This is a genomic window from Shinella sp. 1A1 (assembly GCF_055379515.1).
In genome coordinates this window covers 1,678,474-1,690,749 of sequence record NZ_AP039672.1, presented here as the reverse complement: position 1 = coordinate 1,690,749, position 12,276 = coordinate 1,678,474, and the positions used below count along the sequence as shown (strand labels likewise).

The 12,276-nt window shown below is 65.6% G+C and carries 12 protein-coding genes; 9 read left to right on the top strand and 3 right to left on the bottom strand.

The window, feature by feature from the left end:
- Positions 1-101 precede the first annotated feature (101 nt).
- Positions 102-632 (top strand): invasion associated locus B family protein, encoded by a 531-nt coding sequence (locus ACZ48C_RS24635; RefSeq protein WP_119254513.1) that lies wholly within the window; start codon positions 102-104, stop codon positions 630-632.
- Between the two features lie 78 nt (positions 633-710).
- Complete coding sequence (gene tldD / locus ACZ48C_RS24630) at positions 711-2,126, top strand: metalloprotease TldD (RefSeq protein ID WP_464783299.1); 1,416 nt, start codon at positions 711-713, stop codon at positions 2,124-2,126.
- Positions 2,127-2,129: 3 nt separating this feature from the next.
- On the opposite strand, the gene ACZ48C_RS24625 is transcribed toward tldD, so the two are convergent.
- Positions 2,130-3,017, bottom strand: coding sequence for a LysR substrate-binding domain-containing protein (locus ACZ48C_RS24625; RefSeq protein WP_464783298.1), 888 nt, complete (start codon positions 3,015-3,017; stop codon positions 2,130-2,132).
- Between the two features lie 102 nt (positions 3,018-3,119).
- On the opposite strand from ACZ48C_RS24625, the gene ACZ48C_RS24620 reads away from it, so the two are divergent.
- Together ACZ48C_RS24620 and ACZ48C_RS24615 are read left to right on the top strand one after the other, a co-directional pair.
- Positions 3,120-3,248 (top strand): hypothetical protein, encoded by a 129-nt coding sequence (locus ACZ48C_RS24620; protein WP_464783297.1) that lies wholly within the window; start codon positions 3,120-3,122, stop codon positions 3,246-3,248.
- A gap of 36 nt (positions 3,249-3,284) precedes the next feature.
- On the top strand, positions 3,285-4,340 hold the full coding sequence (locus ACZ48C_RS24615; RefSeq protein ID WP_464783296.1) for a polysaccharide deacetylase family protein: 1,056 nt from the start codon (positions 3,285-3,287) through the stop codon (positions 4,338-4,340).
- A gap of 156 nt (positions 4,341-4,496) precedes the next feature.
- Here the strand turns inward: ACZ48C_RS24615 and pdxH are convergent, their stop codons facing one another.
- A complete protein-coding gene (gene pdxH / locus ACZ48C_RS24610) occupies positions 4,497-5,117 on the bottom strand; it encodes a pyridoxamine 5'-phosphate oxidase (protein ID WP_119254509.1) in 621 nt (206 codons plus the stop codon).
- 45 nt (positions 5,118-5,162) lie between these two features.
- Between pdxH and ACZ48C_RS24605 the strand changes: the two genes are divergently transcribed.
- The 4 genes from ACZ48C_RS24605 to ACZ48C_RS24590 all read left to right on the top strand — a co-directional run bounded on the left by ACZ48C_RS24605 (position 5,163) and on the right by ACZ48C_RS24590 (position 8,330).
- The gene (locus tag ACZ48C_RS24605) at positions 5,163-5,618 is read left to right on the top strand and encodes an RT0821/Lpp0805 family surface protein (RefSeq protein WP_464783295.1); all 456 of its coding nucleotides are present in this window, start codon (positions 5,163-5,165) and stop codon (positions 5,616-5,618) included.
- A 101-nt stretch (positions 5,619-5,719) separates the two neighbouring features.
- Complete coding sequence (locus ACZ48C_RS24600) at positions 5,720-6,778, top strand: DnaJ C-terminal domain-containing protein (protein WP_464783294.1); 1,059 nt, start codon at positions 5,720-5,722, stop codon at positions 6,776-6,778.
- 132 nt (positions 6,779-6,910) lie between these two features.
- Positions 6,911-7,729, top strand: a complete 819-nt coding sequence (gene fabI, locus ACZ48C_RS24595; RefSeq protein WP_119254947.1) for an enoyl-ACP reductase FabI — start codon at positions 6,911-6,913, stop codon at positions 7,727-7,729.
- Positions 7,730-7,748: 19 nt separating this feature from the next.
- Positions 7,749-8,330, top strand: coding sequence for a histidine phosphatase family protein (locus tag ACZ48C_RS24590; RefSeq protein ID WP_464783293.1), 582 nt, complete (start codon positions 7,749-7,751; stop codon positions 8,328-8,330).
- A gap of 101 nt (positions 8,331-8,431) precedes the next feature.
- On the opposite strand, the gene ACZ48C_RS24585 is transcribed toward ACZ48C_RS24590, so the two are convergent.
- Positions 8,432-8,692 carry a DUF1344 domain-containing protein gene (locus ACZ48C_RS24585; RefSeq protein WP_119254505.1) on the bottom strand — a complete coding sequence of 87 codons (261 nt, stop codon included), beginning with the start codon at positions 8,690-8,692 and terminating at the stop codon, positions 8,432-8,434.
- A 275-nt stretch (positions 8,693-8,967) separates the two neighbouring features.
- On the opposite strand from ACZ48C_RS24585, the gene ACZ48C_RS24580 reads away from it, so the two are divergent.
- On the top strand, positions 8,968-12,099 hold the full coding sequence (locus tag ACZ48C_RS24580; protein WP_464783292.1) for a bifunctional diguanylate cyclase/phosphodiesterase: 3,132 nt from the start codon (positions 8,968-8,970) through the stop codon (positions 12,097-12,099).
- Positions 12,100-12,276: the final 177 nt, after the last annotated feature.

Below are 12,276 nucleotides of genomic sequence, written 5' to 3'. Positions count from 1 at the left end.
AATTTCCGCCTTCAATCAATCGGAAATGAGCGGCCGGGGCTTTTCATTTCCCCGCCGCCTATTCAAAGATACCGCGATTGATTCGAGATTCCGAGGTTTTCATGGGTTTTGCTTCCCTTTCCCGGCTGTCCCGGGCGGCACTTGGAGCTGCCGTTCTGGGGCTCGGCGCCGCAGCGCTCCCGTCCCTTGCGGCGGCCCAGCAGCCCGGCACGGTGAAATCGAACCATGGCGCCTGGTCGATCGTCTGCGATCAGCCGGCCGGCGCCTCCGGTGAACAATGCGCCCTGATGCAGAACGTGCTTGCCGAGGACCGGCCCGAGCTCGGCCTGTCGGTCGTCGTGCTCAAGACCGCTGACCGCAAGGCGAAGATCCTGCGCGTGCTCGCCCCGCTCGGCGTCCTGCTGCCGAATGGCCTCGGCCTCAATGTCGACGGCAAGGATATCGGCCGCGCCTATTTCGTGCGCTGCTTCTCCGACGGCTGCTATGCCGAAGTCGTGCTGGAGGACGAGCTCCTGAAGACCTTCCGCTCCGGCGCGACGGCCACCTTCATCGTCTTCCAGTCGCCGGAAGAAGGCATCGGCATCCCCGTCGACCTCAAGGGTTTCGGCGAAGGCTACGACGCGCTGCCGTAAGAGGCACACCGGCGGGCTTGCCGCCCGCCGCCGGGGAACTTACATGAACCCCGTATTCAAGAGCCTGCGGAGCCGCCCATGAACACCGACCTTCTTTCCCTCTTCGATGCCGACGAGGCGTCCGTTCAGGCGGTGCTGCGGGAGACGCTGAAAGGGGCTGACGACGGCGAACTGTTCCTCGAACATGCGCAGGCCGAATCGCTCTCCTTCGATAATGGCCGCCTGAAGGGCGGCAGCTTCAACACGGACCAGGGTTTCGGCCTGCGCGCCGTCGCGGGCGAGGCGGTCGGCTATGCCCATTCGGGCGAGATGACGCTTTCGGCGCTGAAGCGCGCGGCGGATGCGGCCGGCGCAGTGACGCGCGGCTATTCCGGCGACTATGCCGACGCGCCCGTCGGCACCAATCGCCGGCTTTATACGGAAGACAACCCGATCGGTTCGCCGACCTTCGAGCAGAAGGTAGCGCTTCTGACCGAGATCGACGCCTATCTGCGCGGCAAGGACCCGAAGGTGCGGCAGGTGACGGCCTCCATCGCCGCAAGCTGGCAGGTCGTCAATATCCTGCGCGCCGACGGCCACCGCGTCACGGACGTCCGCCCGATGACCCGCGTCAACATTTCCGTCGTCGTCGGCGAAGGTGACCGGCAGGAGACAGGCGGCTACGGCATCGGCGGGCGCACGACCTTCGACGCCTTCCTCACCGGCGAAAGCTGGCGCGCGGGCGCCGACGAGGCGCTGCGCCAGGCGCTCGTCAATCTCGAGGCTGTCGAGGCTCCGGCGGGCACGATGGACGTGGTTCTTTCCAACGGCTGGCCGGGCGTCATGCTGCACGAGGCCGTCGGCCACGGGCTGGAGGGGGATTTCAACCGCAAGAAGACCTCGGCCTTTGCCGGGCTGATGGGCGAGCAGGTCGCCGCAAAGGGCGTCACCGTCGTCGACGACGGCACCATCGACAACCGCCGCGGCTCGATCACCGTCGACGACGAGGGCACGCCGTCGGCCTATAACGTGCTGATCGAGGACGGCAGGCTGGTCGGCTACATGCAGGACCGGCAGAACGCCCGCCTGATGGGCATGAAGGCGACCGGCAACGGCCGCCGCCAGGGTTATGCCTACCGCCCGATGCCGCGCATGACGAACACCTACATGCTCTCCGGCGACAGGACGCCGGAGGAGATCATCGCTTCGGTGAAGAACGGCCTCTATGCCGTCTCCTTCGGCGGCGGGCAGGTGGACATCACTTCGGGCAAGTTCGTCTTCGGCTGCACCGAGGCCTATCTCATCGAGAACGGCAAGGTGACGACGCCGGTCAAGGGCGCCATGCTGATCGGCAACGGACCGGACGCCATGCGCCGCGTCTCGATGATCGGCAACGACACCAAGCTCGACACCGGCATCGGCAATTGCGGCAAGGCCGGTCAGTGGGTGCCGGTCGGCGTCGGCCAGCCGCATCTGCGGATGGACCAGATCACCGTCGGCGGCACGAAGGCCTGATTTTCAGGCTTCGATGCGCCGCAGCAGCCAGTCGCGAAAGGCGCGGGCCTCCGGCGAGAGGCGCTTGAAGCTGCGCGCCACCAGCCAGTAGGCGCCGTGGCGGATCGACAGATCGAAGGGCTGGACGAGGCGGCCGGCGGCGATATCCTCGGCGGCCAGGAAACTGTCGACCAGCGCGACACCGTGGCCGCGCAGCACCGCCTGCAGCACCAGATTGCCTTCCGCGAAGATCTGCGCGCGGCCGAGCGCCACATCCGGCAGGCCGGCGGCGGCAAACCAGCGCGCCCAGACGCTGCGGTTCTCCTCGTGCAGCAGGGTATGGGCGAGCAGGTCGGCCGGTGTCCTTATCGCGGGCCCCCCGGCAAGAAGGCCCGGCGCGATCACCGGCACGAGTTCCACGTCGACCAGGTGGTCGACCTCGGTGCGCGGCCAGGCCTTCGCATCCAGTCCGTGCCGCACGGCGATCTCCGCCTCGTGGGTGCGGAAGTCGATGAGCCGCATGTCGGAATCGACCGCCACGTCGATCTCCGGATGGCCCATGCGGAAATCGTCGAGATGCGGCACCAGCCAGCAGGCGGCGAAGGACGGCTCGGCGCTGATTTCCACCAGCCCGCCGCCGCGCCGGCCGCGGACCTCCGACAGGCTGGCGTCGATGGCGTCGAAGGAGCGCGACAGGACGGCAAGCAGCGCCTGCCCCGCCGGCGTCAGGCGCACGGCGCGGTGGCGGCGCTCGAAGAGCGGCCTGCCGAGATCGGCCTCCAGCTCCTTGACCTGCCGGCTGACCGCGGCCTGCGAGACTGCGAGCTCGTCGGCGGCAAGCGTGAAGCTGCCGAGCCGGCCCGCCGCCTCGAAGCTCCTCAGCGCCGTCAGCGGCAGCCGTCCACGTTTCATCGCATAACCTCAAGTCATCTGAATTCGACGATAAACTCGTTTGAGGACAGGTGGCAAGCGGGCGGACAATCCATGCGGAAAACAGGCATGGAGGAATAAAACATGCTCGCCGATCTCACGACCGTCTTCCTGGAGGTGATCCGCATCCTCACCTTCCAGTCCGGCCCGTCCGCGCCGCCCCGTCACAGGAAAGCCGTTGTTAACCACTCGGATACCGACCGGATGCGATAACCGCGGCGGAAAACAGCAAGGAAAGACGAAGACGACATGCCGATCCGCAGCGTCATGCGACAGGGACTGAAGCGCGCCGTGATCACCGGCGGGCTGGAGTTCGCGCATCTGGCGGAGCGCGTCGGGCTGATGGCCTCCGCGCGCGGCATGGGCGCGATCTTCACCCTGCACCATGTGCGGCCGAAAGCGCCGCAGACCTTCGATCCCAATGCGCATCTGGAGATCACACCGGAATTCCTGGAGGCCGCCATCGAGCATCTTCGGGACGAAGGCTACCAGTTCGTCGCGCTTGCCGACATGGCCGCGCGCCTTGCCATCGCGCGCGCCGGCGAGCGCTTCGCCGCCTTCACGCTCGATGACGGCTACCGCAACAATGCGGTCCATGCCCAGCCGGTGTTCACGCGGCACAAGGTGCCCTTCACCGTCTTCGTCGCGCCCGGCCTTTCCTGCAAGACGCACGGCATCTGGTGGGAGACGGTGACGGAGCTGCTGCGCGCCGTGCCGCATCTGGAATTCGACTTCGGCTCCGGCCCCGTCACCATGCCACTCGCCACGCCCTTCCAGAAGCAGGCGGCCTATGCCCGCTTCGCGCGGTTCGTCCATGGCGGAGCCGACGAGGCTGCGGCCATCGAGCGGCTCGACACGGTGGCGAAGGCCCATGGCATCGATCCGCTGATGATCACGGAACGGCTCGTCATGCGCGAGCCGGAACTGAAGAGCCTCGTCCTCAACCCCCTCGCCTCGATCGGCGCGCACACCGTCAGCCACCGCGCGCTGTCGCGCCTTGGCGAGGACGAGGCCCGCCGCGAGATGGACCAGTCGGCCGAGCGCATCGCCGCGATCACCGGCCAGCGCCCGGAAACCTTCGCCTATCCCTATGGCGACCGCGCCGCCGCATCGCCGCGCGAATACCGCCTCGCCAAAGAGCTCGGCTTCCGCGCCGCCGTGACGACCGAGCCCGGCACGCTCTCCGCGCGTTCCTTCGACATGCCGACCGCCCTTCCCCGCATCTCGCTGAACGGGCTTTACCAGAAGCCGAAATATGTCGGCGCGCTCGCTTCGGGCATCCCGTTCAGGCTGATGCGGCGGTAGGCTTCGAGCAATTGCCCCTCATCCCCCTGCCGGGACCTTCTCCCCGCAAGCGGGGAGAAGGGGCAGAACGGCGCGCCCATCGCTCCTCGCCCCGCTTGCGGGGAAAGGATGCCGGCAGGCAGGTGAGGGGCGCTCCTTCCCCCCATGCCCTTTCATTCAAGGATACATCCGCACCTTCGTCCACCCCTTCCCATCTTCCGTGTGGCGGAATTCCACGCGGTCGTGCAGGCGGAAGGGACGGTCGTGCCAGAACTCGATGGAGACGGGTTTCAGGCGGAAGCCGGACCAGTGGGATGGGCGGGGAATGTCGCCGATCGCATAGCGCGCGGTATATTCCGCGACCGCCTTTTCCAGCGCGAAGCGGCTTTCGAGCGGCCGCGACTGCTTGGAGGCCCAGGCGCCGATGCGGCTGCCGCGCGGGCGCGAGGCATAGTATTCGTCGGCCTCCGCATCCGACACGATCTCGATATCGCCGCGCACGCGCACCTGCCGGCGCAGCGATTTCCAGTGGAAGCACATGGCAGCCTTGCGGGCACCCAGGATCTCCACGCCCTTGCGGCTTTCGAAATTCGTGTAGAACACGAAGCCCCGCTCGTCGAAGCCCTTGAGCAGGACCATGCGCACATTCGGCAGGCCCGTCTCGTCGACGGTGGCGAGCGCCAGCGCGTTGGCGTCGTTCGGCTCGCTCTTGCCGGCTTCCGCCAGCCACGCGCCGAACAGGGCATAGGGTTCGTTTTGCTCGGTGAAGTCACCGCTTGTTAACGCATTATCGCTCATATTTGAATCAATGCCGATCTATCTAGCTGTATGAGGCAGTCTGGAGTGAAAGACATAACAAAGACGCGACCGGAGACAAAGCCAAACTGGACGCGCAGCCTCGGGCTCGCCGCCGTCATGATGTCCGGCATGGCGCTTTCGGGCTGCATGAGCGGTCTTGACCTGTTCTCCTCGGACAGCAACGTCGACAAGACGGTGCGCACCAACACTGTGCCCAACGGCAACGCGGAACGGCTGACCGACGAGATCACCGTGCGCAATGCCGTGTCCTCGGCCGACCTCCTGCGCACCGGCGGCAACCCCATTCCATGGGCGAACTCCGCCTCGGGCAGCGCGGGCGTCATCAGCAGCATCGCGGAAAACCAGGACAGGGCGGGCCGTCCCTGCCGCGACTTCGTGACGACCAAGCACTCCTACCAGGGCATCGCCAGCTTCACCGGCCGCACCTGCATGGGCAATACCGGCGAATGGCTGCTGCTCGCCTTCGACCGCCAGGGCTGACCCGGTTCGGGGCGTATTTGCACTTTCTCAACCCTGATCCGTAACAGCCGATTAGGACGTTTCTCGCTATCTTGGACTGTAAACGGAAACGGGTGGAAGTAATGCGTGATCCCTATTCGGTCCTCGGCGTGAAGCGAAATGCGGGCCAGGAGGAAATCAAGGCCGCCTGGCGCTCGCTGGCGAAGGCCGTCCATCCCGACCAGAATCATGACGACCCGCTCGCGACCGTGCGCTTCACCGAGGCCGGCCGCGCCTACGATCTCCTGCGCGACCCGGAAAAGCGCAGCCGCTACGACCGCCAGCAGCGCGAGGCCGAGCTTCGCCGCATGGAGCAGATGCGCCGCCGAGAGGCCGAGCGCAAGGGCAAGGTCGAAGCCCCGCGCATGTCCGAGGACGCGGAAGACATGATCGCCCGCATCTTCGGTGTCGATTCCCGCGGCCAGCAGGCCGAGCCGAGACCGCAGGCCCGCCCCCAGCCGCAGGCGCAATCCGCCTCGCCGGCCCAGTCGCAGCAGGCCGCGGCGCAGGATGCCCGCAAACCCGCGGACGAGCCCGCCGCCACCGACGAGACGATGCCGGCGCGCGGCAGCGCTCCGGGCGGCGCCATCATCTCCGCCATCATCCGCCGCATCCGCGGCAGCCGCGCAAGGATCGACAAGGCGCCGGATCTCGTTACCGACATCACCGTGACGGTGGAGGACATCCTCAACCGGGTGCGTCCGACCATCGAGACGCCGGAAGGCCAGACGATCCGCGTGCCCATCGGCGCGGGCACGACGGACGGGCAGGTCATTCGCCTCAGGGAGGCCGGCTACCGCATCGAGAATCTGCGGCGGGGCGACGCCGTCGTCACCGTGCGAGTCGCGCCCGGCCGCTTCCGGACCGACGGTTTCGATCTCAGGATCGACCTGCCGATCACCATCGAGAACGCCGTCCTCGGCTGCGAGACGACGATCGACGGGCCGCTCGGCCCGATCCCCGTGACGGTTCCGGCCTGGTCGGGATCGGACCAGACGATCCGCATCGAGGGCGAGGGACTGACGAAGGACAACGGCGAACGTGGTGATCTCATTGCCGAAATCCGCCTTCTCCTGTGGGAGAAGCCGGATGCCAAGATGATCGATCTCATGCGGTCGCTGCGCGAAGGTCTCTATCTTTAATCGATTTATGATTCTTCTGTGAAACATGCACCCAATGTTACGGATGCTAACAGTTCCTGAACCCCCGCGCGCTTGAACCGCATTGCCGCCTATGCCATAGGCAATTTCGACTTTGATATCAGGGGGCAAACCATGGTTCAGGCATCTGGTCTGATGAAGGGCAAGCGCGGCGTCATCATGGGCGTCGCCAACAACCGTTCCATCGCCTGGGGCATAGCCAAGGCTATCCATGCACAGGGCGGCGAAATCGCCTTTACCTACCAGGGCGATGCCCTGAAGAAGCGCGTCGAGCCGCTGGCCGCCGAAATCGGCGCGGTGCTGGCCGGCGACTGCGATGTTTCCGACGAGGCGTCCATCGACGCGGTCTTCGACAATATCGAGAAGATGTGGGGCAAGATCGACTTCATCGTGCACGCCATCGGCTTTTCCGACAAGGAAGAACTGACGGGCCGCTATGTCGACACCACGCCCGGCAACTTCGCCAAGACGATGCAGATCTCGGTCTATTCCTTCACGTCGGTCGCCCGCCGTGCGGAAAAGCTGATGACCGACGGCGGCTCCATGCTGACGCTGACCTATTACGGCGCCGAGAAGGTGATGCCGAACTACAACGTCATGGGCGTCGCCAAGGCCGCGCTCGAGGCGAGCGTGAAGTATCTCGCCGTCGACCTCGGCCCGAAGAACATCCGCGTCAACGCCGTCTCGGCCGGCCCGATCAAGACGCTCGCGGCCTCCGGCATTGGCGACTTCCGCTATATCCTCAAGTGGAACGAGTACAATGCGCCGCTGCGCCGTACCGTCACCATCGAGGAAGTAGGCGATGTCGGCCTCTATCTCCTGTCGGACCTGTCGCGCTCCGTCACGGGCGAGACGCACCATGCCGACAGCGGCTACCATGTCATCGGCATGAAGGCCGTGGACGCACCGGACATTTCCGTCATCAAGGACTGACGCACTTCAGGGACCCGCCTTGCTCATCTACATGATCCGACACGGCCAGACCGCGTGGAATGCAGAGGGCAGGCTGCAAGGCCAGAAGGACATCCCGCTCAACGACACCGGCCGCCGCCAGGCGGCCGGCAACGGCCATGCCCTCCAGGGCATTCTCGGCGACACCGTTTCCGATTTCGATTTCGTGGCGAGCCCGCTCGGGCGCACGCGCGAGACGATGGAGATCCTGCGCCGCGCCATGGGTCTCGACCCGCTCGCCTACCGCACCGATCCACGCCTTGTCGAACTCTCCTTCGGCGACTGGGAAGGTCATACGCTCGCCGAGCTGAAGGCGAGCGCCCCGGAGCGGGTGGAAGAGCGCGCCCGCGCCAAATGGAACTTCATTCCCCCGGGGGAGGACGCCGAAAGCTACGAGATCCTCTGCTGGCGCATCGGCTCGTTCCTCGGCGACGTGACGCGCCCAACGGTCTGCGTCAGCCACGGCGGCGTCTTCCGCGCGGCCTTCCGGCTCAATGGCATGGATGAGGAAGAGGCCGCGAACACGCCTATCCATCAGGATCGCATCCTCAGGCTCGACGGAACGGGGATGCACTGGCTTTAGGATGCCGTGCTGATTAAAGCAGCCTGCCGACGCACCCAGCGCCCTTCGCCCCGCCCGCAGGGAGAAGATTCCTGCAGGGGGATGAAAGGCAGCGCCACCTCTTACTGCACGATCTCCAGATCGTTGATGACGCGCTTGCCGTCGACATCGGTGTAGAACACCACCACCTTCACGCCCGGCTCGAGGCCGTCGAAGTTGAACTCCTCCGGCGCCTGGTACTTCTTGCCGTCGTCGAGCGACAGGCTGAGATTGGCCGTATCCACCTTGGTGATCACCGCCTCGACATCGGCGCTTTCCGCGGAAGCGGCGAGCGGTGAAAGGAGAACAGCCATGGCCATCAGTGTAGCGATGAGCAACCGCATCTTGCGAATCCCTGGAAATGAATCAGTCTTTTTGCCGGTCACGTCAGATGCCCCCCAAATATGGCGAAATTCGCCCGTTGCCCGTCCCGGATGGAATGGATGACGGGAAAGGGCCCGCGAATCAAGGTGACGGTATGCGTCATCCCCCGCATTGTCCGACGGGTAAACCCCCGCTGCTACCCACAGCCAGGAGGAAGCACAAGTATTTCAGTCGCTTATAAATGCAATTTTAAGGAAGCCTCCCATAGTGTTTCGCCACAACCGGGGAATTCTTTTTGCCTTTGCTCGCCGCCCTTCGCCGTCATCTGGCGTCCATCGCAGAGTGGGCGCGGCCCTCGCTCGTTCCCGCCGCGATCGCGGGCTGTGTCATCCTCACCGGCGACGTGCTCTATGAGCGGCTGAACGAGAACATCTACCGCAGCGAACTGCAAAACCATGTATCGGCCGACCTGACGCTGGCGGCCGCACGCCTGCAGAGCGAGGTGAAGGGCAATATCGCCGCCCTGCGCAGCATCTCCAACCTATTCTCCGTCGCCCCCGATCAGGGCACCGCACAGTTCGGCGTTTTCGCCCACAAGTTGATGGTGCAGAACAACCACTTCCGCCGGATCGGCGTGGCACCCGGCGGCAAGGTCTCGCAGGTATTCCCGCGACAGGGCGCCGAGCATTATCTCGGCACGGACTTCAACCGCTTTCCCTCCTTCCGCACCGCAGCGGAGCGCGTGCGAACGCGCGGGCGGTCGCTGATGTTCGGTCCGGTCGAATTCGCCAGCGGCGGGCGCGGCTTCCACCTCTTCATGCCCGTCTTCACCCGTGTCGACGCGCGGAGCGATTTCTGGGGCTATATCGACGGGCTGATCGACGAGCGCAGGCTGCTGATCGATGCCGGCCTGCTCCAGACCGGCCGTCATATGCGGCAGGGCGCCCCGCAGCACACCACCGACATCGAACTTGCCATCCGCGACGTGAGCGTGCCGGACAATATCGTCGATCCGTTCTTCGGCAGCGCCGACGTGTTCGACAACGAACCGGTCGTGCAGGTGCTCGATTTTCCCGGCGGTCGCTGGGAACTGGGCGCGGTTCCGGCCAGCGGCTGGCACCATCCGCCCGCCAACCTCGTGCAGATAAGGCTGACCGCCGCCGCCGCCGCGCTCATCATCATCGTCCCGATCTTCCTGACCGGCGGCCTCGTCAGCGAGCGGCAGCGCAACATGGCGCGGCTGCGGGCGCGCGAGCGGCAGGTCCAGTCCCTGTCGCAACGCCTCGACATCGCGCTCGACGCCTCCAAGATCGGCATCTGGGAAATCGAACTCCCCGCGGGCGGCCGCAGTTGGGACAGCCAGATGCACCGCCTGCACGGCTTTCCGGAAGACGAGACGCCGGACGACGACGAATGGCGCTCGGTGCTGCATCCCGACGACATCGCCAAGACCAAGGCGGAGATGGACCTCATCCTGGCCGGCGGCAGCGAATACCGGTCACAATACCGCATCCTCATGCCGGACGGCAGCTGGCACTATATCCGCAATGTCGGCTCGCGCCTCGTCGGCCCGAACGGCATGGAAAAACTGACCGGCATCAGCTGGGACGTCACCGAGGACGTCCTGCTCAACCAGGCGCTTCAACGCGCCAAGGAACATGCCGAGGTGCAGAATGCCGAGCTTGCGAAGCTGACGCGGCGCCTCGACCTTGCGCTCGATTCCTACCAGTGCGGCCTGTGGGAAGCGGACCTGGAGAACGAGTTAACGCTGTGGGACGAGCGCATGCACCAGCTCTACGGCCTGACCTATACCGACGGCGTCGTCACGCGCGAAATGTGGCTGGGCTCGATCCACGAGGCGGACCGGCAGGCGATCATGGACAATGTGGGCCACTGCATCGAGCACGATCTTCCCTATGTTCACGAAGCGCGCATCCTGCTTGCCGAGGGCATCATTCGCCACGTCCGCTCCGTCGGTAAGATCCACAGAGGCCCCGACGGCGGCCGCAAGCTCATCGGCCTCGCCTTCGACGTCACCGAGGACGTGATCCTCAAGCAGAGCCTCAAGGCGGCGAAGGAACAGGCGGACGCCAAGAATGTCGAACTGGCGCAGGCCAAGGATCGCATCGAGCACAATGCGCTGCACGATCCGCTGACGGGCCTTGCCAACCGCCGCAGGCTCGACGACGAGCTGACCGCGATCGCAGCGCGCAGCGGGACCGCCGACGAGCGCGTCGCCATCCTGCATATCGACCTCGACCGCTTCAAGCAGATCAACGACACGCTCGGCCATGCGGCCGGCGACGCACTGCTGATCCATGCCTCGCAGGTGCTGCGCTCCTGCGCGCGGCCGGGCGATCTCGTCGCGCGCATCGGCGGCGACGAATTCCTCGTGGTCGCCGGCGGCACGACGGACGAGACCTATCTCAGCACGCTCGCCCGCCGCATCATCGGCCTCATGCAGCAGCCGGTCGAATACGAGGGGCATCTGTGCCGCTTCGGCGTCAGCATCGGCATCGCGCTCGCCGAGGGCCGCGCCATCGATACGGCGAAGCTGCTCGTCAATGCCGACATCGCGCTCTACCGCGCCAAGGCGATGGGACGGAACCGCCACGAATTCTTCACCGAGGTGCTGCAGGCCGAGATCATCTCGAACAAGCGCATCGCCGACGACATCCTCTCGGGCATCGAGAACAACGAATTCGTGCCCTATTACCAGCCGCAGATCGACGCCGGCACGATGAAGCTCGCCGGCGCCGAGGCGCTGATCCGCTGGAACCACCCGCGCGACGGCCTGCTGACGCCCGACCGCTTCCTCAAGATCGCCGAAGACCTCAACGTCATGGCGACGCTCGACCGCATCGTGCTGGAAAAGGCGCTGATCGACTGCGCCCGCTGGGCGGCGCAGGGTCTCATCATGCCGAAGATATCGGTCAATGTCTCGGCCCGGCGCCTGCGCGACGAGAGCCTGATCGACAGCCTCACCGGCCTCTCCATCCAGCCCGGCCAGATCTCCTTCGAACTGGTGGAATCGATCTTCCTCGACGAGAGCGACGACGTCGTGCTCGCCAATCTCGAGCGCATTAAGGCGCTCGGCATCGATATCGAGATCGACGATTTCGGCACCGGCCACACCTCCATCGTCAGCCTTCTGAAGCTGAAGCCGAAGCGGCTGAAGATCGACCGTCAGCTCGTCGCGCCGATCCTCTCCTCGCACAACGAGCAGGCGCTGGTGCGCTCGATCATCGAGATCGGCCGCTCCCTCGGCATCGAGATCGTGGCGGAGGGCGTCGAGACCATGGAGCATGCCGAGATGCTGAACCGGCTCGGCTGCGACCTCCTGCAGGGCTTCGCCTTCGCCAGGCCGCTCTCGCGCGAGGCATTCCTCGCCTTCGGCACCGAGATGCGGTGGAAGATCGCTTCGTAGTCGCAAGTCTGCCCCTCATCCCCCTGCCGGGACCTTCTCCCCGCAAGCGGGGCGAAGGGAAGGGTGCACCGTTTTCCCCAGTCGCAAACCTTCCGCCGGAAGGAAAGCCGGGCCACATGTCCCTTCTCCCCGCTTGCGGGGAGAAGGTGGCGGCAGCCGGATGAGGGGCAATCGCAA